Origin of the sequence: Nocardia suismassiliense, assembly GCF_900269665.1 — a bacterium.
GTDB lineage: Bacteria > Actinomycetota > Actinomycetes > Mycobacteriales > Mycobacteriaceae > Nocardia > Nocardia suismassiliense.
In genome coordinates this window covers 6,862,776-6,886,591 of sequence record NZ_LT985361.1, presented here as the reverse complement: position 1 = coordinate 6,886,591, position 23,816 = coordinate 6,862,776, and the positions used below count along the sequence as shown (strand labels likewise).

Genomic DNA, 23,816 nt, shown 5'->3' with positions numbered 1-23,816 from the left:
CTACGGCACTCGGCTATGCGCTCAGATCTCCACGGACTGGTCGGCGACTACGCGTCCACCGAGGCGGACCCAACCGTCGGAGTCCCAGGCGGTGAACAGCTGGGAGCCCTTGCCCTGGGTGATGACCAGGCCGCGGCGCAGCAGTGCGGTGATGGCGACTGCGGCGGCACCGGTCGCCTCATCTTCGGCAATTCCCAAGGTGGGGGCGAACATTCGCGAGCGGAGCGAGCCGCGGTTCTCGTCGGTCCAGGCCCAGAAGTAGTGCGGGCCGCCGGTGAAGTCGTCGGGGCGCAGGTTCGCCAGCTCGTCGAGGTCGGCGATCTGGTGGAAGGTGAAGTCGGGCGCCCATTCGCCGCGGGCGGTGATCCAGGTGAGGCCTTCGGTCAGCTCGACCGCCACCGGGCCCGCGGGCACGCTGAGCCGGCGTACGGGTACGCCGCGTTCGGCGAACCACCATGCGGTGCCGACCGAGGGGTGTCCGGCGAACGGAAGTTCCACGGTCGGGGTGTAGATCCGTACCCGCGCGACCTCGTCGACCGGGTCCTCGACCACGACGGTCTCGCTGTAGCCCGCTTTGGCCGCGAGGGCCTGCCGGTCGGCTTCGGCCACGTCCGCTGCCCGCGCGATGCCGAGCTCGTTGCCGAATCGTCCGGCGGCGTCGGTGAACACCCGCACTACGTCAACCTGTGTGCCCATGTTTTCGACCCTACTAGTCCGGTCCGACAGTGAGCTGTCGTGTAGCCCACACTGGCCGTTCATCGAGCTGTCGTCGCAGGTCAGGTAGCGACGAAAGAGACCGCCGACGGTTCATTGGCTGAACCGTCGGCGGCCTCGGATCGAGTGCTCAGACCGTGGCGGCGGCAAGCGTTTCGGTCGACTGCACCGCCTGGCCGACACCGGCGACGATCGCGGCCGCGCGCAGCGACTCGAAGATCACCTCACGCGACACGCCCGCCTCACGCAGCGTGTGCTCGTGCGCCTCCAGGCAGTGCTGGCAGCCGTTGATCGACGAGACCGCGAACGACCACAGCTCGAAGTCGGCCTTGTCGACCCCCGGGGTACCGATGATCTGCATGCGCAGACCGGCCCGCAGGTCGTCGTAGCGGCCACCGAGGAACGCCTTGCCCCGGTAGAACACATTGTTCATGCCCATGATCGAGGCGGCGCCGAGTGCGGCGTTGTACGCCTGCTCGGACAGCACATCTGCGGCCTCCTCGGCGATCTCACGCAGCGTGGTCGGCGATTGGGTCGCGGCCGCCGACGCCAGCAGCGTGCCCCACAGCTGCTGCTCGTTCAGCACCGTGGTGCGGGCCAGCGAGGACAGATTGAGTTTGAGGTCCTTGGCGTACTCGGGAAGGGAGTTCTTCAGGTTCTCAATGCTCATACGTTGCTTCCTCGAGGATCATCCCCGCGTGCACGGGGAATGGTGCATGGATTTCGTACATGGATCGTGCGTTGCGACTCGGCTCAGACGCTGGCGGCGAGCAGCTCGCCCGCGTTGATGGTCGGGTCGCCCTTCTTCCAGTTGCAGGCGCACAGCTCGTCGGACTGCAGCGCGTCGAGCACCCGCAGCACCTCGTCGACATTGCGGCCGACCGAACCCGCGGTGACCGAGACGAACTGCACCTCGTTGTTCGGGTCGACGATGAAGGTGGCCCGGTCGGCAACACCGTCGGCGTTGAGAACGCCGGTGGCAGCGGCCAATTCGCGCTTGAGGTCGGACAGGATCGGGAACGGCAGGGTCTTCAGATCCTCGTGCTGGGCACGCCACTGGAAGTGCACGAACTCGTTGTCGACCGAGGCGCCGAGCACCTGCGCGTCGCGGTCCGCGAACTCCTCGTTGAGCTTGCCGAACGCGGCGATCTCGGTCGGGCAGACGAAGGTGAAGTCCTTGGGCCAGAAGAAGACGATCCGCCACTTGCCCGCGTGATCGTCGCTGGTGATCTGGGTGAAGTAGTCGTCAGGCTGCTGAGCGTCGACCTTGGACAGATCACCACCGATGACAGCGGTGAGGTTGTATGCCGGGAATTGGTCGCCGATGGTCAGCAAGGCCATGCCTAATCTCCTCGTTCTGGTGGGTTTGCTAGCACTGTGCAGAAAAGCAGAAAAGCTCCCTTTCGATCTTGCCCGACGGGCTGATGAAAGGTAAAGGTGATCAGTCGCACTACACTGATAGCCGTGACCGATCAGACTTATCAGCCGACCCTGTCACAGCTGCGTGCGTTCGTGGCGGTCGCGGAATATCGCCATTTCGGCACGGCCGCAGCGCGGCTCAGTGTGAGCCAGCCCACGCTATCGCAGGCGCTCGCGGCACTTGAACACGGGCTCGGACTGCAACTGATCGAGCGCAGTACGCGGCGGGTGCTCGTCACCGCCGCGGGCATGCGATTGCTGCCCAAGGCGATGGCGACGCTCGAGGCGGCCGATCGTTTCGTCGCCTCGGCGACCGGTGACGGTCTCGGCGGCACACTGCGAATGGGCATAATTCCGACAGTTGCCCCATATGTGCTGCCGGCCCTGCTGCCCGAGTTGCAGAAGAAGTTGCCCGCGTTGCATCCGCAGGTGATCGAGGACCAGACCGCGCGGCTGTTGGACGGGCTGCGCACCGGCGTGCTCGACGTCGCGCTGCTCGCGCTGCCGACCGACATTCCCGGCTTGATCGAGATCCCGTTGTACACCGAGGAGTTCGTGCTGGTGACGCCGCGCGGGCACGAGCTCTCGGGTCGCACCGACCTCGCCCCCGCAGTGCTCGACTCGCTACCCCTGCTGCTGCTCGACGAGGGGCACTGCCTGCGCGATCAGACCCTCGACCTGTGCCGCTCCGCCGAGGTCCATCCGGCCGCCGTCGGCGATACCCGCGCCGCCTCGTTGGCGACCGTAGTGCAGTGTGTCGCAGGCGGTCTCGGCGTCACCCTCATCCCGGAGATGGCCGTCGCCTCCGAAACCGCCCGCGGCACCCTCGGTACCGCCCACTTCGCCACCCCCGCCCCTGGGCGCACCATCGGTCTCGCATATCGCACTTCGACCGCACGCGCGGAAGACTATGAATACCTTGCCGCCATCATTCGGACGATGCGGCCGTCGTAGCGGTCGAAGGTGTTCGGCAGCAGTCGGTTTCGAATCTGGTGGCTGGGTGGCAACATGCGAATGCGCCCGCGACCTAGGAAGCCGGCTGAGACCTAAGAGGGCGGCTGCGACTTAGGCGGGCGGCCGGGACTTAGAAGGGCGGCCGCGACTTAGAAGGGCGGCTGCGACTTACGACGGGCACCGTGAGCCGGATGTCGCGGATATGAGAGGGATGCGGATGGACTCGTTACCACCAAATGCCAGGCGGCTTGCTCAGCACGCTGGACAGCGGCACGCGTTGTTCGTCTACGGAACGCTCCAATTCCCAGAGGTACTGGAGGTCCTGATCGGGCGCGTCCCACCACTACAACCCGCCACCGCACCAGGCTGGCGCGTCGCCACCCTGACCGACCGCCTATATCCCGGCCTGGTCCCAGCACCGAACGCCCTCGCCCACGGCACCGTACTCAGCGGTCTCACCCCAGCGGAGTGGCAAATCCTCGACGCCTTCGAAGACACCGAATACGACCTCCGCACAATCCAGTTAACCGACTCCACCGACCCGGCCTGGACCTACATCTGGACATCCGCTGTAACCCAAGAAGATTGGCACCCCCAAACCTTCGCCACCACCCACCTAACCCAATTCGCAGCCCACTGCCTCGAATGGCGCCGACAGCTATAGAAGGTCCATCCCGAACCATCCCCACGTCGGTACGGAAAGTACGCGTCCTACCTATGTCCCCCCCCAAGTGTGCTCGGCCTCCGGCCATTTCGTCGTTGAGGGGGAACTGGTGTCGGTATATCGCGAGAGCGCGCCGACACCAGTTCCCCCTGATCATTCGTCCAGCCCTGGTCATGGAGGGCGGCGCGGACTCGGTCGAGGATTACGTGGGGGCGGTGGTGGAGGAGGGTTGCGTTGACGCGGATCACGCGCCAGCCCAGTGATTCCAGGGTTGCGAACCTGTCGATGTCCTTTGTGCGCTGGGCTGGGTCGGTCCAATGGTGGGCACCGTCGTATTCGACGGCGACGCGCCATTTTTCCCACCCCATATCGACACGGGCGATGAACGCGCCGCATCGGTCGCGGACCACGAGTTGGGTACTGGGTGCGGCTAATCCGTTATCGACCAGCAGGAGTCTGGTGTGTGATTCCTGAGGTGATTCGGCGCCTGCATCGACCAACGGAAGGATCTTCGACAGCCGCGCCACTCCACGCGCGCCGGGATGGTCGCGAGCCACGGCCGCGACTTCCAGCGGATTCAGGCCGGTAGCCGAGCTCAATGCGTCCAAGATCGGTACGGCCTGATCGCGGGGCAACCGTCGGCCGAGGTCGAACGCAGTTCGTGCGGGTGTGGTCACCCGGAATCCGTCGACCTCGCAGTATTCGGCCGGCTCGATGACGGCTCGCACAGCGCGAATCCCGCAGGGCGGCTTGCAGTGTGTCGTCCGTGCGATCTCCGCGGGTTCGTCAGGATCCAGCCAGCGGGTGCCATGCAATGCGGCCGCTGAGTATCCGATCAGCACACCGGCACCCTTGGCCCAGTGCGCTGCGGCGCGTGCCCGCTTCTGTGCGTCGAACGCGCACCCCTTCGGCAGGTAGACGTCGGGGAACACTCGCACGAAGTTGTGCTGCAGTTCCCATCGCGTCACCAACCCCGCCGCCCTCGCCCAAGACCCCGGAAACGGCTCATCCAACACCCCCATGCCCGAACTATCCCCCTCTCCACCGACAGGGTTGGCCGAGGGGGAACTGGTGTCGGTGGGCTCTCGGCCATTGCCTGCATCAGTTCCCCGTGATCACTTGTCCAGCTCGAGGAGGGCGTCGAGCTGAGGTTGCGTTAGTAGACGACCGGTCGTATATTCAGGGTATGGCGCGACCGCGACGGAGTGGGGATACTCGGCAGCTTTTGGTGGAGGAGGGGGCGGCTGGGTTTTTGGCGAGTGGATATCACGGGACGGGGATCAAGCAGGTTTTGGACAAGGTGGGGGTGCCTAAGGGGTCGTTTTATAACTACTTCGATAGTAAGGAGAGTTTTGGGCGGGCGGTGATCGAGCACCATTCGTTGTGTGTGCAGCGGAATTTGAGTGCGGCGTTCGGGGCGGCGGCGGATCCGGTGAGTGGGTTGCGGGCGTTTTTCGGGCGGCTGATGGCGGAGTTCGTCGAGGCGGAGTTCACCGGGGGGTGTTTGATCGCGAATCTGGGTGGGGAGTTGGAAGGTAGTGAGCTGCTTCGGGAGTCGTTGTCGAAGGCTTGGGGGGCGTGGCGGGATCGGGTGGCGGAGCAGCTGCGAGAAGCGCAGGGGCTGGGGATGATTCGGAGCGATATAGACGCGACCGACCTGGCTGACCTGCTGCTGGAGTCGTGGGAGGGGGCGGTGATCCGGATGAAGATCGATCGCACGCTGGAGCCGTTGCAGAAGTGTTTGGATCGTCTGCTGGACGACTATTTCCGGCCCTGAACCAGGGCATTTATCAGAGTTTGTACTCGAGGCTCGGGTCGTTGTGCACATTCCAAGACGACCGGTCGTATTCAAGGAAGAGGTTAGAACATGACGAAAACGGTGATCGTGACTGGATCCTCCAGTGGGATCGGGCGTGATGTCGCCCGTGCCTTCGTGGCGCGCGGGGACAACGTGGTGCTCAACGGCCGTGACCCCGGCAAGCTTGCCGACGTGGCCGCGGAGCTCGGCGCACCGGAGCAGATCGCCACCTTCGCTGGTGATATCGGTTCTCCCGCAACGGGTTCAGAGCTGGTACGAACCGCCGTCGAACGCTTCGGCGGGGTACAGGTGCTGGTGAACAGCGCGGGCATCTTCGGCGCCAAACCGTTCGTGGACGTCACCGTGGAGGACCTCGACAGGTTCGTGAACGGCAACCTGAAGGGGACGTACTTCACCACGCAGGCGGTGGTGCGTCAGCTGCAGCGGCAGGCGGCCGGTGGCAGCATCGTGAACATCGGCACGGTGCTGGTCAACCACGCCCTCGCCGGACTACCCGCCTCCGCGGCCCTGGTCAGCAAGGGCGGTGTACACGCACTTACCACCAGCCTCGCCGCGGAACTCGCCGCCGACGGCATCCGCGTCAACGCCGTCGCCCCCGGCATCATCCGCACCCCACTGTTCGGCTCCGGCGACGAAACCGCCTCCGCCCGACTAGCTTTGCTGAACCGCATCGGCGAGGTATCCGAAACCACCGCCGCCGTCCTATATCTCGCCGACGCCGAATTCACCACCGGCCACATCCTCCCTGTCGACGGCGGTTTCATCTCCGGACGGTCAGCCTGATGCCCTACGTAAACATCAAGGTCACCAACGAAGGCGTCACCCGAGAACAGAAGGCGCACTTGATCAAAGGCGTCACCGACCTACTCCACACCGTCCTCGACAAGGACCCGGAAATGACCTTCGTGGTCATCGATGAGGTCGACCTGACCAATTGGGGCGTAGGCGGCCTGAACGTCGACGAATACCGCAAACGCTCCTAACCCAACAACCCCCATCCAACCGTGCACTTGACGTACTGAGCATGCTCTTGACGTAGGCCGCAGCCTGCGTCAAGAGCATGCACCGTACGTCAAGACGGAACGCAGAACGCACCGGCTCCCGTGAAAGCGGTTGGGGGCCGGTGCGTTCGGTTGTTCTATACGCGCAGGGCGTGGGGTTCGATCGCGCCGCGCACGAGTGCTCGTGCGTCGACGGTTTCGGGCCGGTAGGGCAGGGTGGGCAGACGGTCGGTCATGGTCTGCACCGGGTCGGGCAGCTGCTCGTTCGTGCCGAACAGGAAGGTCCACTCGTGTTCGTCGCTGCCGTACTGGACGACGGTGCCGAACTGTTCGTGGAACCGATTCCAGGACCGCTTCAACGTCTCGTTGCGCCACATGGTCGCGCAACCGGCCTGGGCGCTCAGCACGCCGCCGGGAGCGAGCAGGGCCCGACATCGGGACAGGAACTCCGACTCGTAGAGGCGGTTGTGCTGCGCGTCCTCGACCCGCTCGTCGGGCAGATCGATCACGATGACGTCGTAACGCGTCCCGGCCTCGGCGGCCTTGGCGAGGAAGTCCCAGCCGTCGGCGTAGTGCACCTTGATCGGGCCTTCGCCCTTGACGGCGGCGGCCAGGTCGGCGCTGGTGTAGCCGTAGGGCAGGTGCTCGGCGCACAGCTCGACCTCGAGCTGATCGATGTCGACGTGGTCGACCAGCGTCGCGCCGGCGGCGACCGACATCTGACTGGCCACGCCCTCACCGGAGCCGATGATGAGTACCTTGTCCAGCTTCGCGGCGAGCGCGAACGCCGGAACCATCATCGCCTCGTGGTAGGTCAGCTGGGAGAACTCCGTGGACTGGCGATCGTCGTCGGAGAACAGGCTGATGCCCTGCTCGGTGCGCGCGATCACCATGTGCTGGAACGGAGTACGAGTGTCCACAATCACTTCGTGCAGATCCCAGATGCGGGTCAGGCCCGCGCCCACCGGTTCCTCGATCCGCTGCGAGCCGTGCCCGCGGCGGATCACCTCCATGCGAACATCCTTGGGAGACAACTTGTCTCGCAACAGTTCGACGGCCTTCGACGCGCCGGCGCCGATACTGCCGCAGGTGAAGACGTCGACAAAGATGTCGCCGGACTCTGGATAGGTGTGAATCGAGGCGTGAGACTCCGACAACAGCGCGAGGACAGTCACCCCCTGCGGATCGAACTTCTTGTGTACGACATCGCAGATGGTGACGCCCGCCGCGATCAAAGACTCACGCAACGCCGATTCGAGGCGTTCGAGGTCGTCGCAGAGGGTCGCGTCGACACCACCGAACTCGGCCAGCACATGCCAGCCGGTGAAATCCGCCGTCATGGCAAACTCACTCTCGCTCAGCGCCCGAGACATGAACGGTCAAGGGCGGAAAACCATTGAAGGACACCGACGAATAGCTCGCGGTATAGGCGCCGGTGTCGAGGATCTGAATGCGATCACCGGCTCGCAACGTGGTCGGTAGGAGGACTCGCGTGCGTTGATACAGTACATCGTCTCCGTCGCAGGTCGGACCGGCCACCACCGCCTCGTCGACGGGGTCGCCGTCCCGGTCCGTGCGGAACCGGTAGGCGATGTACTCGTTCTCTGTCTCGGCCATGCCGTTGTAGCGGCCGATGTCGAGATACACCCAGCGTCGGCCGTCCGGCGCGACGCGCACGCCCACGACTTCGGCATGGATGATGCCCGCGGAACCGACCAGTGCGCGGCCGGGTTCCACCACCAATCCGGCGGTCTCAGGCAGGAATTCGGTCACGGCGGCGTCGACCACCGCCGCGATCTCGGGCAACGCGGGCGCCGGGTCGGCGTACGCGATCGGCAGTCCGCCACCGATATTCACGGATCGCACGTGAATGTCCTTGTCGGCCAACGCTTCCACGATCCGGCCCGCCTGCTCGATGCCGATCCGCCACGCGTCCGGATCGAGCTGCTGGGACCCGACGTGGAAGTACGGCCCGCCGACGATCAACCCCAGATCACGCGCCCGCACCAGCAGCCGGAACGCTTCGCCCGGCGTGCAGCCGAACTTGGCGCCGAACGGCGTGCGCGACTCCGGCGCCGAAGCCAGGAAGCGGCATTCGACCTCCGAGCCCGGCGCGTGCTCGACGATGCGCAGCAGATCGTCCTCGGTGTCGAAGGCGTACCGGCGCACCCCCAACGCGTAGGCGCGGGCGATGTCGGCGGCCTTCTTGATCGGATTGCCGTAGCAGAGTGTGTCCGGTTCGACACCGAGCGCGAGGCACAGCTCGATCTCGCCGATGCTGGCGACATCGAACTCGGCGCCTTCCTCGTCGAGTGCTCGAATGATCTCCGGCACCGGGCTTGCCTTGACCGCGAAGCGAATCCTTGCCGCGGGCATGGCGGCATGGAGTGCGCTGTAGTTCTCGCGCACTCGCTCGGGATAGATGACAAGGAACGGTGATTCGGGCATAGTTGATCTTTCGCTTGGCAGCAGCGGAGAGAGTATCAGCGGCCCCTACCCAGAAACGAATCCGTCAAACCTCGCGTCGGCAGCACCCCCGGACGGCACCAGAATACGGGTGCGAAGAGGGCGGTGACCTGTATGGATTCTGTAGATTTCGGGGTGGGGCGGCGGTGCTTGGTCAGCCTGCGGACACCGTGATTTCGTCGAAGACGACCTCGCCGGCGGCATCGGACTCGGCCAGGTCCACCACACCGACGATCGACCAGCCATGGTCGCCCGCCGGGTCGTCGAGGACCTGGCGCACCTGCCAGAAACCGGGTCTTCGTTCGATCTGGAACAGTTGCGGTCCGCGAGCGTCCTGACCGATGCCGATGCTTTCGTACTCGGCGAAATAGGGGGCCAGTTCGGTCTCCCAATCCGGCCCGATGCCCATCTCGGCCAGCGCGTCCCAGCGGCGCAGCGCGGCCAGCTCGACCCGGCGGAACATGGCGTTGCGGATCATCACCCGGAACGCGCGCTCGTTGGCGGAGATGGGGCGCACCGTCTCGGCGCCGAAGGCGAGCTGGTCGGCGTCGATCTCCGCGCCGGGGTTGGTGAGCTGCTCCCACTCGTCGAGCAGGCTGGAGTCGACCTGGCGGACCAGTTCGCCGAGCCACTCGGTGATGTCGTCGAGTTCCTCGGTGCGCGCGGCGTCCGGCACGGTGCGGCGCAGCGCGCGGTAAGCATCCGCGAGATAGCGCAGCACCACGCCCTCGGAGCGGGCCAGTTCGTAGTGCGAGATCAGCTCGGCGAAGGTCATCGAGCGTTCGATCATGTCGCGCACCACCGACTTGGGTGACGGCGCGAACTCCGACACCCACGGGTGCCCGGCGCGGTAGGTCTCGAAGGCAGGCTCGATCAGCTCGGCGAGGGGTTTGGGCCAGGTGACCTCTTCGAGCAGCTCCATGCGCTCGTCGTACTCGATGCCGTCGGCCTTCATCTCATTGATCGCCACGCCGCGCGCCTTGTGCTGCTGAGCCATCAGCAGCTGGCGCGGATCCTCCAGGGTGGATTCGATGAGGGACACCACATCGAGGGTATAGCCGGGCGCGTCTTTGTCGAGCAGCTCGAAGGCGGCCAGCGCGAACGGCGACAGCGGCTGGTCGAGGGCGAAGTCGCGTTGCAGGTCGACGGTGAGGCGGGCGCGGCGGCCCTGCGCGTCGGGTTCGTCGAGCTGCTGGACCACCCCGGCGTCGCGCAGCGCCCGGTAGAGGCGGATGGCGCGCAGGATGTGTTTGCGCTGGGCGGGCCGCGGCTCGTGGTTGTCCTCGAGCAGGTGGCGCATGGCGTCGAAGCAGTTGCCCGGGCGGGCAATCACGTTGAGCAGCATGGAGTTCGTCACATTGAAGCGCGAGACCATCGGCTCCGGCTGGGCGGAGACGAGACGGTCGAAGGTCTCCTCGCTCCACGAGACGAAACCCTCGGGAGGCTTGCGCCGCACCACCTTTCGCTGCTTCTTCGGGTCGTCGCCCGCCTTCGCGAGCAGGCGGGTGTTCTCCACTTCGTGCTCCGGCGCTTGCACGACGACCGTGCCCATGGTGTCGTACCCCGCGCGGCCCGCCCGACCCGAGATCTGGTGGAACTCACGGGCTTTCAGCCTGCGGGTGCGCACGCCGTCGTACTTGGTCAGGCCGGTGAGCAGCACGGTGCGGATGGGGACGTTGATGCCGACGCCGAGGGTGTCGGTGCCGCAGACCACTTTCAGCAGGCCCTCTTGAGCCAGTCGTTCGACCAGGCGGCGGTACTTCGGCAGCATGCCCGCGTGGTGCACGCCGATTCCGTGCCGGATCAGCCGCGACAGCGTCTTGCCGAAGCCGGAGGCGAAGCGGAATTCGCCCAGTGCCGTGGCGATCGCGTCCTTCTCGGCGCGGGTGGCGAAATTCACGCTGGTCAGGGCCTGGGCCCGTTCGAGCGCGGCGGCCTGCGTGAAATGCACCACGTAGACCGGGGCCTGATGCGTGGTGACGAGTTCTTCCAGCGTCTCGGTGATGGGGGTGCGCGCGTACGAGAAGGTCAGCGGCACCGGACGTTCGGTGCCCGCGACGATCGCCGACGGCCGACCGGTGCGGCGTTCCATGTCCTTGGCGAAGAAGTCGACCTCGCCGAGGGTGGCGGACATGAGCAGGAACTGGGCGCGGGGCAGTTCCAGCAGCGGGACCTGCCAGGCCCAGCCGCGGTCGGGGTCGGCGTAGAAGTGGAATTCGTCCATCACGACCTGGCCGACATCGGCCGCCGAGCCCTCGCGCAGGGCGAGGTTCGCGAGGATTTCCGCGGTGGCGCAGATGATCGGCGCGTCGGCGTTGACCGCGGCGTCGCCGGTGACCATGCCGACGCGGTCGGCGCCGAAAACCTCGCACAGGGCGAAGAATTTCTCGCTGACCAGCGCTTTGATCGGCGCGGTGTAGTAGGTGCGTTTGCCCTGGGCCAGCGCGATGAGGTGCGCGCCGACCGCTACCAAGGACTTACCGGAACCTGTCGGCGTCGCGAGGATGACGTTGGATCCCGACGCCAACTCCAATAGCGCCTCGTCCTGCGCCGGATACAGCGGGGTGCCCTGCTCGGCCGCCCACGCCCCGAAGGACTCGTACAGCGCGTCGGCGTCGGTTCCCGGTATCTCCAGCAGCTCGGTCAGATCCACTCCGAACACCCTACGGGCTGCCGCATCCGGGCTTGCTACCGCTGTTCGCCCGGTTCCGGGCCTTCCTCGCCCTCGTAACCGCCTTGCTCGGCGAGGAAGCGCTCGAATTCGGCGCCGAGTTCGTCGCCGCTGGGTAGTTCGCCGTCACCGACGAGCAGGCTCGACTGGCGTTCCTGCGCGCTGACGAAGCTGTCGTACTGGCGTTCCAGCGCGTGCACGACGGTCTCCACCTCCGAGTTTCCGGCGATGTGCTCGTTGACCTGTTCGCGCACCCTGGCCGCCGCCTCGCCGAGTGCGGCGAGCGGGATGTCGAGGCCCGCGTTGTCGGCGACGTTCTCCAGCAGGGTCTGCGCGGCCTCCGGGTAGGCGGTCTGCGCGAGGTAGTGCGGCACATGCACGGAGAAGCCGACGGACTCGTGACCGTGTTGGGACATCCGGTATTCCAGCAGCGAGGACGCGCTGCCGGGCACCTGCAACTCACCGGGCCAGCGCTGATGCTCTGGGATGAGATCGCGGTCCGAGGAGTGCGCGGTCACGCCGAGCGGACGGGTGTGCGGGATCGCCATCGGGATGGCGCTGAGGCCGATGCTGCGCCGCACGCCGAGTTGTTCGGCGAGCAGGCGGACCGCGGTGGTGAACTTCTCCCAGCGCAGGTCCGGCTCGATGCCCGCGAGCAGCAGGAACGGAGTGCCCGCCGTGTCACGCAGGGCCCACAGGTTGAGCTCGGGCTCGGCGTACTCGGAGAAGTGGTCGGTCTTGAACGTCATGAGCGGGCGCCGCGAGCGGTAGTCGAGCAGCTCGTCCACATCGAACGAGGCGACCAATTCGCTTTCGAGGCTCTCGCGCAGGTGCGTGGTGGCCAGCCGCACCGCATGCCCCGCATCGGTGAAACCTTCCAGTCCGTGCACCAGGACCGGACCCGCGCCGTCGTCGGACGACAGCTGCGGAGCTGGGAACTCCAGTTCGTACATTCGCGACTCGTGGTCCATCGCGTACTCCTTCCTGCGCGGGTCCGCCGGCACGGCTGCTGCTCGGGCGTTCGACACCTGAGTCGTTCGAGACGAGCGGCGTCCGAGACGGGGACCATGTCCATTGTCCCCCATGCCGGTGACCGTCACCGAGCACGGGCGGGACACCGACCCATACGACGAGCCAACAGCATCGGCGCCCCGCGCATTCCCGGTAGGGCGGCGTGGCGAGGCGGGTGGGCACCGGGAGTTTGGCACAGTGGGCCGGGTGACTGTGGCGGATTCGGCGCGCAGGGGGGTGAGCTTCGCCATGGCCGCGGCGTGTGCGGGGTTGCTCGCCGGGTGTGGGGCGACGGTGGCCGGTCATCCGGTCGCGGTCGAGCAGACGGAAGTGACGCGGCAGGTGGGGGCCGCGCTGTCGGCTTTGCTGGTCGAACCGGCGCAGTTTCCGGCCAGGTATCCGGCGGTGGTGCTGCCGCCCGAAGCGGCGGCGCAGGCGGCCGGGGATCTGACCGGAGCCGGGCGGGGTGCGCGGGTGCAGCCGGAGGCATGTACGCCGCCGCAACAGGTGTTCGGGGCGAACAAGACTGAGATCGCCGTCGGTACCGACGATGCCACGCGAGCCACCCTCACGGTGGAGTTGACGCGGACCGAGCAGCCGCTCGCCGCACTGCGCAGCCAGCTGAAACAGTGTGCGTCGGTGCGGGTCAGCCGGGGTGGCGCGCTGACGACCGTGACGACCGAGCTCGTGCCAGCGCCGTCGATCGACGCGGACGATGCGCTGGCGTTGCGGCGGACGGTGACACCGGATGTCGGCGGAGCCGGGTTGACCGAGACGATGCGGACAGCGGTCGGGCAGGTAGACGATGTGCGAATCATTGTGACGTATATGTCTTTTTCCGGGGCCGAGCCGGATGTGGCGGCGGTGGACGAGCTGTTCACGACGGCGGCGCGGCGGGTAGCCGGCGCGGGACGATAGCAGTTCTCGCGGACAGGCGAGTGGTGGTGGCGGGCTGCCGCGGTTGAGTTGTCCACAGTGCGGTGGAATTCCCCAGGGTGGCTGAATCGCCTGGTCAGCGCGGCGGACTCGGTGCGGGCGGCGGGCAGTCTCGACGCCATGACCACTCCCTCGAACCCTCAGCCCACCGGTCGTGCTGCGGCACAGGCCGATTCCGAGCACCGCGGCACCGGGCCTGCCGGCGATGAGCTTTTCTGTGCGCGTCCGTCGTTGCTGCGCGGCAAATCCAGTTCCCGAGCGCCCGTGAGTCTCGCTGCGGCGATGCGATCGTGCGAGTTTCTTCGGCCGGGAGGTGAGAAGCAGGACGGAAGTACGCAGGGCGCGGACGGTGACGGGCGATTCGACGGTAGCGAATCTGTCGTCACCAGTTCCTCCGACGACGGCAGTTCTTTCGACGATGACAGGCAGTCCGACGGCGCCGTACGACTGGACGATGTCGTGCCCACCTCTGAAACAGACCCGGATGTCGCAACCGTGCTGGGTGAGGCCATAGAGCGAGTCCGCGACGCTACGCGGGCGGGCACCACTGTGCGATCAGAAGACAACGCGCACTTGGAAGACAGCGTGCGCTCGGAAGGCGATGTGCGTTCGGACGACGCGGTGTGGCCGGAAGTCGCTGTGCGGGCGGGAGATGCCGTGCTCACCGCTGATCTCGACCTGACCGGTGCGGCCGCACTCGGTGTGGACCTCGACCGGATAGACGACACAGTGCGACGGGATGACCCGGTACGAGCGGAAGACGCTGTGCTCACTGCGGATAGCGATCAGACCGGCGCGTCTGTGTTCGATGCGGAGATCGAGCGGATCGGTGATTCGCTGGATGCCGGGTTCGACGCGCTGACTGACGGGGACGTGTTCGAGCTGGCCGAGCACGAGCGGATGGTTGTGTGTGCCGATCAGGCGCCGCCGTTCGAGGCGGACGTGCCCGATAGTGCTGTGCACGTGGACGAGCCGGGGGAGTTGATCGCGGCGGTGCCCGCGATGATCGGGTTTCCGCCGGAGCGGTCGCTGGTTGTGCTGGTGCTGCGGTCGGCGCCGGGGCGCGGCGGCGGGGCGATCATCGACGCGGTGGTGCGGTTCGATCTGGATCAGGACGGTGGGCGGCGCAGGTTGCGGGCCGGGATGGTGGCGAAATGTGTGATGCAGATCTGCGCGCACGATGACGTCGCCGAGGTGCTGGCGGTGGTGGTCGACGACCGGGCCGTGGAACCGACGGAGCACCGCTCGGAGATTGGGGAGCAGTGCGGCACCGGGCGATTCGAGGTGTTGATCGACGCGCTGGACCGGCGGCTCGCCGCGCACGATATCGCACTGGCCGGCGCGTGGGCGGTGTGTGCGATCGAGGCCGAGGAAGGCTGGTGGAGTTTGCTCGGCCCGGATCGGCGTGGGGCACTGCCGGATCCGGCAACCTCGGTGGTCGCGCTGTCGAACGTGCTCGACGGCAAGCACGTGCGCGGCTCCCGAGCGGAACTGACCGCGATGGTGGTGGAGGACATCGAGTTGCAGGATCAGGTGGCGTCGCTCTTGGACAGTGCGGTCGCCGTGGCTCGAGATCGGTATGCGCGGGCGGTGCGGCGCGGTGATCCGAGCTCCTACAGCAGGGAAGCGCTCGACTATGTGCTGTGGCAAATCGCGAACACCGAGTCCGGTGGGCAGCTCATGGTGCCCGAAATCGCCGAACTCGCTGCGGCCCTGCGGGATCGAGCGGTCCGCGACACCATGTTCGCCTTGGCCGTCGGCGATCATGCCGTCGCTGCCGAAGGCCTGTGGGCGGCTTTGACCCGTGCCTTGACCGGCCGCGATCGAGCCGAAGCGGCAGCACTGCTCGGGTACAGCGCTTACGTGCGCGGAGACGGACCGCTCGCCGGCATCGCGCTGGACGCCGCACTGGATGCAGACCCCGACCATCCGCTGGCGACACTGTTGGAGACGTCATTGCACCTCGGCATGCGTCCCGACCAACTGCGCCGCCTGGCCCGCAGCGGTTACGACACGGCCGCGGACCTCGGTATCGATCTGGGTTCTCCGGCCCCGTGAAGCCCCAGTCCGACACGCGGTTGTGCTGTCGGTCTGCATCGGTCACCGAGCCGTGCGCCACTGGCTACCGGGCCGGCACCGTCGCGGGCTTATACGCGGTGGTGTCCGCGAAGGGCACACCGTGAACAGCGGCGTGGATGAACCTCCGGGCGCGGACCAGTGCTCGGCGACCGTCAATTCGCTGGGTCCCGCGGGTACGAGGCAGATGACCGGGGCAGCTCGGCGGAGGTGGACGGCCGTGCTGCCCCGGTCGATGCGGGACGCGGGTGCTCAGCGAGCGCTGTGTGCGCGATCGCCCAGGGACTGGAGGAAATCCCAGGCGTCGGAGACGATCTCGTCGAGGTCGTTGTGCTCCGGGTGCCAGCCGAGGTCGGCGATGGCCCGCTCGCTGGAGGCGATGAGGGTCGCCGGGTCGCCGGGACGGCGGGGGGCGTCCTGGGCGGTGATGGGCAGGCCCGTGACCCGTTCGCACGCCGAAATCACTTCGCGGACCGAGAATCCGGTGCCGCTACCGAGGTTGTAGATGCGGTGCGTGCCCGGCTCGGAGGTGGCCAGGGCCAGCAGATGAGCCTCGGCGAGGTCGCGGATGTGGATGTAGTCGCGCACGGCGGTGCCGTCGGGAGTCGGCCAGTCGGTGCCGAAGACCGAGATCGCCTTGCGGTGCCCGAGCGCGACCTGCAGCACCAGCGGAATGAGATGTGTTTCCACCACGCGGTTTTCGCCGAGGCCACCGTAGGCGCCGGCGACATTGAAGTAGCGCAGGCTGGTCGCCGCCAGCCCGTGCGCGATCGAGTAGGAGGTGATGGCGTGATCGATGGCGAGCTTCGACGCACCGTACGGGTTGGTGGGCCGGGTCGGCGCGTCTTCCGTGATCGGCACCTGTTCCGGTTCGCCGTAGACGGCGGCGGTGGAGGAGAACACCAGTCGTGGCGTGCCCGCCTTGCGCATCGCCTCCAACAGTTCGAAGGTCTTCACCACATTGCCGTGCCAGTATTTCTCCGGCTGCTGCACCGACTCGCCGACCAGCGACTGCGCCGCGAAATGCAGGACGCCGTCGAACGTTTCGGCGCCGAGCAGGGCGGTCGCGGCCTGCGCGATATCGCCTACGATGAAGCGGGCGGCGGACGGGACGCCCTCGGCGTTGCCGGTGGACAGGTCGTCCACCACGACGACCTCATGACCTGCTTCGAGCAGCACCTGCGCGCAGCCTCCGCCGACGTACCCGGCGCCGCCGGTGACCAGAAGTTTCACGCGTCAGACCAGCTTGACCTGGACGGCGTGCGCCATCTCGTCGGACAGCTCGAACCCGTCGTGGCCCGGCACGGTGATGACCACCGAGCCCGGCTTGTTCTCGACGGTCACGCGCGCGTCGGGCACCACGCCCGCCTCACGCAGCTGACCGATGACCTCGGGGTCGGTCTGGATGTGCTCGGCCAGCCTGCGCACGACGACGGCGTGCACCTGGCCCTGCGGCAGATCGGAGAGCCGAACCAGGGTTTCCTCGGCGGAGACCGGCGGCGCGATGCCCAGCTCGTCCAGGCCGGGAATCGGGTTGCCGTAGGGGGAGGTGGTCGGGTGGTTGAGCACCTCGACCAGACGCCGTTCGACGTCCTCGCTCATCACGTGTTCCCAGCGGCAGGCCTCGGCGTGCACGTTCTGCCAGTCCAGGCCGATGATGTCGACGAGCAGTCGTTCGGCGAGCCGGTGCTTGCGCATCACGGCGACCGCCATGCTGCGGCCCTTCTCGGTCAGCTCGAGGTGACGGTCTCCGGCGACCAGCAGCAAACCGTCGCGCTCCATGCGAGCGACAGTTTGGCTCACCGTCGGTCCACTCTGTTCGAGGCGCTCGGCGATGCGAGCACGCAGGGGCACCACGCCCTCCTCCTCGAGGTCGTAGATGGTACGGAGATACATCTCCGTGGTGTCGACCAGATCTTTCACCAGTTACCCCTTCGTCGGCACGAATTCTACCTACGCACACCGACACGGCCCTGCGCCGGACGGCGTCGCGCCGCATGGTCGGTGGCAATGCGGGATTCCGTTCGGCGCACGGCTAGCCGCCGCGATCGCACTTATCTGTATTTCTACTGCATACCAACGTTCGACAGGGTCCGTACCTTCCCGCGTAGCGTTGCGAGCATGGCCACTGCACCGCGCGGCGAACGTCCGGCGCCACCCGGCGAACAGCGCAGCCCAGGAACTGTCGTGTGGACCGACCGGTTTCTCGACTACACCTGGACTCCGCAGCATCCGATGAAACCTGCGCGCCTGAAGTTCACCATGGCGCTCGCCGAAAGTCTCGGATTACTCGACGGTGTCGAGCTATTGGCACCCGCCGCGGCCGATCGAGCCGACCTGTTGCGCATCCACACAGCCGCGTACATCGACGCAGTCGAGCACGTCACGGCGCCCGCCGGTTCGCCGCAGGCCCCGCCGTTCGGTCTGGGGTCGCCGGACAACCCGGTGTTCCCCGGCATGCATCAGGCGGCCTCGGTGATCGTCGGCGGCACGCTGGCCGCGGCCAAGGAGATCGCCGAGGGCCGGACCAAGCGTGCGGTGAGTATCGGCGGCGGCATGCACCACGCGATGGCGGACTCGGCGTCCGGGTTCTGCGTGTACAACGATGCGGCGGTGGCCATCTCCTGGCTGCTGGATCACGGCTTCGATCGCATCGTCTACCTCGATGTCGACGTGCACCACGGTGACGGAGTGCAGCGCGCGTTCTACGCCGACCCACGGGTGCTCACGGTGTCGCTGCACCAGCACCCGGCGACCCTCTGGCCGAACACCGGCTGGCCCGAGGAGACGGGTGCGGGCGCCGCCGAGGGCAGCGCGATCAATCTGCCGCTGCTGCCCGGCACCCGAGACGCCCAGTGGTTGCGCGGTTTTCACGCGGTCGTGCCCGGTGCGGTCGCGGCGTTCCGGCCGCAAATCGTGGTCAGCCAATGCGGGGTGGACACCCATCGGGAGGACCCCCTGGCTGATCTGGAACTCACGGTGGACGGCCAGCGCGCCGCCTTCCGCGCCATGCGCGACCTGGCCGACCGATACGCCGAGGGTCGCTGGCTCGCTGTCGGAGGCGGCGGTTACGGGCTGATCCGGGTGGTGCCGCGGGCCTGGACGCACCTGCTGGCCACCGCGCTCGACCGCACCATCGCACCGGAGACCGAGATCCCCCAGCAGTGGATCGACCAGGTTCGCGCGGCGGCGCCGAAGGTCGATCCGCCGAGCACCATGGGTGACGGCGGCGACATCGCCTACCGCCCGTGGGATGGCCCTGGCGGCACGGGGGAGACTGGGGACGCGCGCTTCGACCGCGCCCAACGCGCCATCGACACGGCCGTGCTGGCCACCCGCCGAGCGACTTTCGGGCTGCTCGGCCTGGACCCGGAGGACCCTCGTGACTGACCCCGTAGACACTCCGGACACACCGGCGGTCCCGCCTCCGCCGCCGCAGCACTGGTTCGCCGACGTGCTCGCCTCCGACGGCGGCGTGGTCCGACTGCGGCCGATCACGCCGGACGACGCGGACGCGATGCAGGAGTTCCACGCCGCGCTGTCCGATCGCACCAGGTATCTGCGTTATTTCGGGCCGTACCCGCGGATCTCGCCGAAGGATCTGTACCGGACCACCCATGTCGACTATCACGACCGAGTCGGCCTGGTGCTGGTACTCGGCACCGCGATCGTCGCGGTGGGCCGGTATGAACTGCTGGACCGGGACGGGCGGCGGTCCGCGGAGGTCGCGTTCGTGGTGGCCGACGCGCATCAGGGCCGCGGGCTCGGCTCGATCCTGTTGGAGCACTTGGCCGGTGCCGCCGCCGAGAACAAGATCGAGACCTTCGTCGCCGAGGTGCTCGCGGAGAACACCACCATGGTGACGGTCTTCCGGGACGCGGGTTATCAGGTGGAGCGCAGCAGGGACGGGTCGGTGCTGCACCTGGAGTTCGCTATCGACCCCACCGAAGCCTTGCTCTCCGTGCGGGATTCGCGCGAGCGGGCCTCCGAGGCGCGCAGCGTGGGCAATCTGCTCACCCCGCGATCGGTGGCGGTGATCGGGGCGACACCGAGCACCGGCCGGGTGGGCGGCGCGGTGCTGAACAACCTGCTGTCCGGTGTGTTCCAAGGTCCGGTGTTCCCGGTGAATCCGAATCGCCGCGCGGTGCGCGGCGTCCGTGCCTACGCGACGGTGCGGGAGATCCCCGACGAGGTCGATCTCGCGGTGGTTGCGGTGCCGCCGGAGGCGATCGGCTCCGTGCTGGACGACTGTATGGCCAAGGGCGTCAAGGGACTTGTCGTGCTCACCGCCGGCTTCAACACGACCGGTGTGGCCGGCGGGACGGCCGAGCAGGAATTGGTCGCCGCCGCACGGGGACACGGGATGCGGGTAGTCGGGCCGAGTGCGCTGGGCATCGTGAACACCGATCCTGACGTGGCGCTCAATGCGACGCTGGCATCGGTGCTGCCCAGCCGTGGGCGGATCGGGTTCTTCTGTCAGTCCGGGCCGTTGGGGGCGGCCATCCTCGGTGAGGCCGCGGCCAGGAATCTGGGGCTGTCGACGTTCGTGTCGGCCGGTGACCGCGCCGACGTGTCCGGCAACGACCTGCTCCAATACTGGGATACCGACCCGGACACCGATGTGGTCCTGCTCTACCTGGAGAGTTTCGGTAACCCGCGCAAGTTCTCCCGGATCGCGCGCCGGGTGGCCAGGACCAAGCCGATCGTCGCGGTGAGCAGCGGCCGTCACGCCGCCCAGCCGGCGGGTGACATGGACCGTTCGATCGTGCGAGACCTGTTCGCGCAGGCGGGAATCGTGCAGGTCGACTCCATCTCGGAGCTGTTCGACTGTGCCGCGCTGCTCGGCTATCAGCCACTGCCTGGCGGTTCGCGGTTGGCGGTGGTCGGCAACAGTGCGGCGTTGAACTGGCTGGCCGTCGATGCCGCGCAGAGCGAGGGACTGACGGTCGGCGACCCGGTGAACCTGGGACCCCAAGCGACCCCCGGTGCCTACCTCGACGCGACGGTGGCGGCACTGCAATCGACGGACATCGACTCGGTGCTAGTGGTTTTCGCGCCACCGGTCCCGCTGCCGATGGCCGGTTTCGCCGATGCCATCCGCGAGGCCGCGGCGGCGGTCCCCGACTCGGGCAAGCCGATTCTCACCACATTCATTGCCGAACAGGGCATTCCGCATCTGTTGGCGGTCCGCGGTGCGGGCGCGACGGCCGTCCGCGGATCGATTCCCTCGTATCCCGACCCGGAGCGCGCCGCACGGGCGTTGGCTCGGGTCCGTCGCTACGCGGAGTGGCGAACCCGACCGGTGTCGCAGGTGATGCGACCGGACGGCATCGACACCGAACGGGCGCGCACGCTGGTCGCGCAGTGGATGGCCGAATCCGGCGGCCGCCGGCTCACCGACCTGGAAACCGTCGAACTGCTCGGCTGCTACGGCATTTCGGTGGTGGAGTTCCGCGAGGTGCGCAGCGCCGACGAGGCGGTCGCCGCGGCCGAAGAACTCGGCTACCCGGTCGCGGCTAAGGCGACCGGCGAATTGTGGCGCCGCCGACCGGATCTCACCGGTGTCCGGCTGGACCTGTGGCGCCCGGACGCGGTGCGGCAGGCGTACGCGGACCTGGTCGAACTGTGCGGCGACCCGGTGCTGCACATCCAGAAGATGGCCACCAAGGGCGTCGGCTGCGTCCTGCGCGTCCAGGACGACCCGTCCTTCGGCTCGGTCATCGAGTTCGGCCTCTCCGGCCTGATCATCGAACTGCTCGGCGACCGCGCCTACCGAGCCCTACCCCTCACCGCCGACGAGGCAACCGCCCTCATCGACGCCCCCCGCGCAGCACCCCTGCTCTCCGGCACCCCCGCCAGCCCCCGCGTAGACAAGGCCGCCCTAGCCCAACTCGCCCAACGCATCTCAGCCCTCTTCGACGACCTCCCGCACATGCGCGAACTCTCCTTCGACCCCGTCCTCGCCTCCACCAACTCCGCCGAAATCCTCTACGCCCGCGGCCGAATCGGCCCCGAACCAAGCCGTTTCGACACCGGCCCCCGCCGCCTCGGCTGACCCGCCCGGCCCGGCACCCTGGCACGCAGAGCCGTGCGTGCCGTCCCGTCGGGGCCGAGATGTGATGCGCCCATAAGGTCCTGCCTTGTCGTTTCGTCAGGGGCCCAGCGGCTTCGGCTGACCCGCCGAGCGCGGCGACGTCCTCCGCAAAGCGGTTTCGGTCGTTCGTGGGCATTTCGGCGGCAAGGTCACCTACGCATCGATCCCGCTCTACCGCGTCGACTGGGACCTGTTCGACATTGTGTCGGTGGATCTTTACTGCTGGGCGCAGTCGCCGACCAGTTCGCAGCTGGCGTGCGTGCGTTGGTGGCGCAGGGAAAGCCGCTGGCGATCACGGAGTTCGGTGCGGCCACTTACCGCGGCGCAGGCGACTGTGGCGCACAGGGCCTGGAGATCGTCAAGTACGACACCCCCAAGGGCCCGGGGCGCCTGAACGGCGTGTACACGCGCGACGAGGCGGGTCAGGCGGCGTACGTGCGTCAGCTCCTGGAGGTCTTCGACGCCGAGGGTGTCGATGCCGTTTTCGTATTCCTGTTCGCGCTCTACGACCATGTGCACCGTCCCGACGGCGACCCGAGGGACGACTTGGACTTGGTCAGCTACGGCATTGTCAAAGTCCTGGATGCCGGACTCGGGCAGACCTACCCGGACATGCCGTGGGAGCCCAAGGCGGCGTTCACCGCACTCGCGGAGCACTATCGGAAGGGTTGACGCATCCAGCAGCTGAGCGCTGCCGGGAGTCGTTGGGCCGTCGCAGAATTGGACGGCCCGGCACAATTCACGCCGACCGGCTCGCGTTATCCCGGAGGGGGCGGAGATACGCGGCACCGGCCGGCGTTGGCAGGTGACCGGCGAGGGTCACCAGGTCTGGACGCCGGGCCGGTCTCGGGGAAGCCCGGCGTCGTTATGGTGCCGGAGTGTTCCGGCACGGGGGTCAGCTGGCGTAGGCGCGGAGACGGTCGGCCCGCTCGCCCTTGCGCAGCTTCGACATGACCTCGCGCTCGATCTGGCGGACGCGCTCGCGGGAGAGCCCGAAGAGCTTGCCGATCTGGTCGAGGGTGCGCGGCTGGCCGTCGTCGAGACCGAAGCGCAGGCGGATGACCTGCTGCTCGCGCTCGTCGAGGGTGGCGAGCACGCTGCGCACATCGTGGTGCAGCAGTCCGGCGATCACCGCGGACTCGGCGGAGGTGGCCTCGGAGTCTTCGATGAAGTCGCCGAGCGGGGCCTCTTCGTCGTTGCCGACCGGCATGTCCAGGCTGACTGGGTCGCGGCTGTGATCGAGCAGATCGGAGATCTTCTCGACCGGAATGCCGGACTCGTTCGCCAGTTCCGCGTCGGTGGCCTCGCGGCCGAGCTGCTGGTGCAGTTCGCGCTTGATCCTGGCCAGCTTGTTCACCTGTTCGACCAGGTGGACGGGCAGCCGGATGGTGCGGCTCTGGTCGGCCATGCCACGAGTGATGGCCTGCCGAATCCACCAGGTGGCGTAGGTGGAGAACTTGAAGCCCTTGGCGTAGTCGAACTTCTCCATGGCGCGGATCAGACCCAGGTTGCCTTCCTGGATGAGATCCAGCAGCGGCATGCCGCGGCCGGTGTAGCGCTTGGCGAGGGAGACCACGAGGCGGAGGTTGGCTTCCAGCAGGTGCGACCGTGCGGACTGGCCTTCGCGAACGATGAGGGCCAGATCACGCTTGCGGGTGGCCGACAGACGTTTGCCGGTCTCCAGCAGGTGCTGGGCATAGAGGCCCGCCTCGATACGCTTGGCCAATTCGACCTCGTCGGCGGCCGTGAGCAGGGCAGTACGGCCGATCCCGTTCAGGTACACGCGTACCAGATCGGCTGCGGGGCTCTGGGCGTCGAGGTCCGAATCGCTGATGCGCACACGAGTGGTGGCGGGGCTTGTCATGACTTGCCTCCTGTCGGTGGTGTCTCACTCCGAACAACGGACCCGACAGAGATAAAGTTCCCCGTCGTGGCTCAGATAAACCGCTTTGACGTGCGGTTTTCCTCACTCTCGTCTGAGAAGTTCCTGA

The 23,816-nt window shown here is 67.2% G+C and carries 21 protein-coding genes; 10 read left to right on the top strand and 11 right to left on the bottom strand.

Features of this window, described 5'->3' with window-relative positions; genetic code table 11:
- Window positions 1–21: 21 nt before the first annotated feature.
- From DBO33_RS30610 to DBO33_RS30600, 3 genes are all read right to left on the bottom strand, one after another.
- Complete coding sequence (locus tag DBO33_RS30610) at window positions 22–696, bottom strand: PhzF family phenazine biosynthesis protein (protein WP_107658153.1); 675 nt, start codon at window positions 694–696, stop codon at window positions 22–24.
- A 148-nt stretch (window positions 697–844) separates the two neighbouring features.
- A complete protein-coding gene (locus DBO33_RS30605) occupies window positions 845–1,384 on the bottom strand; it encodes an alkyl hydroperoxide reductase (protein ID WP_107658152.1) in 540 nt (179 codons plus the stop codon).
- An 83-nt stretch (window positions 1,385–1,467) separates the two neighbouring features.
- Window positions 1,468–2,055, bottom strand: coding sequence for a peroxiredoxin (locus DBO33_RS30600; protein WP_107658151.1), 588 nt, complete (start codon window positions 2,053–2,055; stop codon window positions 1,468–1,470).
- Window positions 2,056–2,178: 123 nt separating this feature from the next.
- On the opposite strand from DBO33_RS30600, the gene DBO33_RS30595 reads away from it, so the two are divergent.
- Window positions 2,179–3,087, top strand: a complete 909-nt coding sequence (locus DBO33_RS30595) for a hydrogen peroxide-inducible genes activator (RefSeq protein WP_107660725.1) — start codon at window positions 2,179–2,181, stop codon at window positions 3,085–3,087.
- A 217-nt stretch (window positions 3,088–3,304) separates the two neighbouring features.
- Window positions 3,305–3,751, top strand: a complete 447-nt coding sequence (locus DBO33_RS30590; RefSeq protein ID WP_107660724.1) for a gamma-glutamylcyclotransferase family protein — start codon at window positions 3,305–3,307, stop codon at window positions 3,749–3,751.
- 47 nt (window positions 3,752–3,798) lie between these two features.
- On the opposite strand, the gene DBO33_RS30585 is transcribed toward DBO33_RS30590, so the two are convergent.
- A complete protein-coding gene (locus DBO33_RS30585) occupies window positions 3,799–4,719 on the bottom strand; it encodes a DUF559 domain-containing protein (protein WP_407670553.1) in 921 nt (306 codons plus the stop codon).
- A 260-nt stretch (window positions 4,720–4,979) separates the two neighbouring features.
- On the opposite strand from DBO33_RS30585, the gene DBO33_RS30580 reads away from it, so the two are divergent.
- From DBO33_RS30580 to DBO33_RS30570, 3 genes are all read left to right on the top strand, one after another.
- Window positions 4,980–5,528, top strand: a complete 549-nt coding sequence (locus DBO33_RS30580) for a TetR/AcrR family transcriptional regulator (protein ID WP_234391424.1) — start codon at window positions 4,980–4,982, stop codon at window positions 5,526–5,528.
- A 90-nt stretch (window positions 5,529–5,618) separates the two neighbouring features.
- Window positions 5,619–6,353 carry an SDR family NAD(P)-dependent oxidoreductase gene (locus DBO33_RS30575; protein WP_107658149.1) on the top strand — a complete coding sequence of 245 codons (735 nt, stop codon included), beginning with the start codon at window positions 5,619–5,621 and terminating at the stop codon, window positions 6,351–6,353.
- On the top strand, window positions 6,353–6,553 hold the full coding sequence (locus tag DBO33_RS30570) for a tautomerase family protein (RefSeq protein ID WP_107658148.1): 201 nt from the start codon (window positions 6,353–6,355) through the stop codon (window positions 6,551–6,553). The genes DBO33_RS30575 and DBO33_RS30570 overlap by 1 nt, the downstream gene beginning before the upstream one ends.
- A 155-nt stretch (window positions 6,554–6,708) precedes the next feature.
- Here DBO33_RS30570 and speD read toward each other — a convergent pair whose 3' ends face one another.
- The 4 genes from speD to DBO33_RS30550 all read right to left on the bottom strand — a co-directional run bounded on the left by speD (window position 6,709) and on the right by DBO33_RS30550 (window position 12,679).
- Window positions 6,709–7,911: an adenosylmethionine decarboxylase gene (gene speD, locus DBO33_RS30565; protein WP_107658147.1), complete on the bottom strand. Its 1,203-nt coding sequence runs from the start codon at window positions 7,909–7,911 to the stop codon at window positions 6,709–6,711.
- A 7-nt stretch (window positions 7,912–7,918) separates the two neighbouring features.
- Window positions 7,919–9,019 (bottom strand): type III PLP-dependent enzyme, encoded by a 1,101-nt coding sequence (locus tag DBO33_RS30560; RefSeq protein ID WP_107658146.1) that lies wholly within the window; start codon window positions 9,017–9,019, stop codon window positions 7,919–7,921.
- A 172-nt stretch (window positions 9,020–9,191) separates the two neighbouring features.
- Entirely contained in the window at window positions 9,192–11,690 is a 2,499-nt protein-coding gene (locus tag DBO33_RS30555; protein ID WP_107658145.1) for a DEAD/DEAH box helicase, read from the bottom strand.
- Window positions 11,691–11,725: 35 nt separating this feature from the next.
- Entirely contained in the window at window positions 11,726–12,679 is a 954-nt protein-coding gene (locus DBO33_RS30550; RefSeq protein WP_107660722.1) for a proteasome assembly chaperone family protein, read from the bottom strand.
- Window positions 12,680–12,926: 247 nt separating this feature from the next.
- Here DBO33_RS30550 and DBO33_RS30545 point away from each other — a divergent pair, with 247 nt between their 5' ends.
- Together DBO33_RS30545 and DBO33_RS30540 are read left to right on the top strand one after the other, a co-directional pair.
- Entirely contained in the window at window positions 12,927–13,637 is a 711-nt protein-coding gene (locus DBO33_RS30545; RefSeq protein WP_234391131.1) for a sensor domain-containing protein, read from the top strand.
- 603 nt (window positions 13,638–14,240) lie between these two features.
- Window positions 14,241–15,713, top strand: coding sequence for a DUF4192 domain-containing protein (locus DBO33_RS30540; protein ID WP_234391130.1), 1,473 nt, complete (start codon window positions 14,241–14,243; stop codon window positions 15,711–15,713).
- A gap of 270 nt (window positions 15,714–15,983) precedes the next feature.
- Here the strand turns inward: DBO33_RS30540 and galE are convergent, their stop codons facing one another.
- Window positions 15,984–16,964 (bottom strand): UDP-glucose 4-epimerase GalE, encoded by a 981-nt coding sequence (gene galE, locus DBO33_RS30535; RefSeq protein WP_107658143.1) that lies wholly within the window; start codon window positions 16,962–16,964, stop codon window positions 15,984–15,986.
- 3 nt (window positions 16,965–16,967) lie between these two features.
- A complete protein-coding gene (locus DBO33_RS30530) occupies window positions 16,968–17,654 on the bottom strand; it encodes a metal-dependent transcriptional regulator (RefSeq protein WP_107658142.1) in 687 nt (228 codons plus the stop codon).
- A 198-nt stretch (window positions 17,655–17,852) separates the two neighbouring features.
- Between DBO33_RS30530 and DBO33_RS30525 the strand changes: the two genes are divergently transcribed.
- The 3 genes from DBO33_RS30525 to DBO33_RS30515 all read left to right on the top strand — a co-directional run bounded on the left by DBO33_RS30525 (window position 17,853) and on the right by DBO33_RS30515 (window position 22,497).
- Window positions 17,853–19,121 (top strand): acetoin utilization protein AcuC, encoded by a 1,269-nt coding sequence (locus DBO33_RS30525; protein WP_407670552.1) that lies wholly within the window; start codon window positions 17,853–17,855, stop codon window positions 19,119–19,121.
- Window positions 19,114–21,786 (top strand): bifunctional acetate--CoA ligase family protein/GNAT family N-acetyltransferase, encoded by a 2,673-nt coding sequence (locus DBO33_RS30520; protein WP_107658141.1) that lies wholly within the window; start codon window positions 19,114–19,116, stop codon window positions 21,784–21,786. The genes DBO33_RS30525 and DBO33_RS30520 overlap by 8 nt, the downstream gene beginning before the upstream one ends.
- A 294-nt stretch (window positions 21,787–22,080) precedes the next feature.
- Window positions 22,081–22,497, top strand: a complete 417-nt coding sequence (locus DBO33_RS30515; RefSeq protein ID WP_199856805.1) for a hypothetical protein — start codon at window positions 22,081–22,083, stop codon at window positions 22,495–22,497.
- Between the two features lie 223 nt (window positions 22,498–22,720).
- On the opposite strand, the gene DBO33_RS30510 is transcribed toward DBO33_RS30515, so the two are convergent.
- A complete protein-coding gene (locus DBO33_RS30510) occupies window positions 22,721–23,689 on the bottom strand; it encodes a sigma-70 family RNA polymerase sigma factor (protein ID WP_107658140.1) in 969 nt (322 codons plus the stop codon).
- Between the last annotated feature and the right edge of the window lie 127 nt (window positions 23,690–23,816).

Bases quoted from the DNA above. Each gene is read 5' to 3' on its own strand.
- DBO33_RS30510 (WP_107658140.1), bottom strand. From the start codon at position 23,689: ATGACAAGCCCCGCCACCACTCGTGTGCGCATCAGCGATTCGGACCTC.
- DBO33_RS30590 (WP_107660724.1), top strand. From the start codon at position 3,305: ATGGACTCGTTACCACCAAATGCCAGGCGGCTTGCTCAGCACGCTGGA.
- DBO33_RS30575 (WP_107658149.1), top strand. From the start codon at position 5,619: ATGACGAAAACGGTGATCGTGACTGGATCCTCCAGTGGGATCGGGCGT.
- DBO33_RS30525 (WP_407670552.1), top strand. From the start codon at position 17,853: ATGGCCACTGCACCGCGCGGCGAACGTCCGGCGCCACCCGGCGAACAG.
- DBO33_RS30610 (WP_107658153.1), bottom strand. From the start codon at position 696: ATGGGCACACAGGTTGACGTAGTGCGGGTGTTCACCGACGCCGCCGGA.
- DBO33_RS30600 (WP_107658151.1), bottom strand. From the start codon at position 2,055: ATGGCCTTGCTGACCATCGGCGACCAATTCCCGGCATACAACCTCACC.
- DBO33_RS30605 (WP_107658152.1), bottom strand. From the start codon at position 1,384: ATGAGCATTGAGAACCTGAAGAACTCCCTTCCCGAGTACGCCAAGGAC.
- DBO33_RS30560 (WP_107658146.1), bottom strand. From the start codon at position 9,019: ATGCCCGAATCACCGTTCCTTGTCATCTATCCCGAGCGAGTGCGCGAG.
- DBO33_RS30550 (WP_107660722.1), bottom strand. From the start codon at position 12,679: ATGGACCACGAGTCGCGAATGTACGAACTGGAGTTCCCAGCTCCGCAG.
- DBO33_RS30570 (WP_107658148.1), top strand. From the start codon at position 6,353: ATGCCCTACGTAAACATCAAGGTCACCAACGAAGGCGTCACCCGAGAA.
- speD (WP_107658147.1), bottom strand. From the start codon at position 7,911: ATGACGGCGGATTTCACCGGCTGGCATGTGCTGGCCGAGTTCGGTGGT.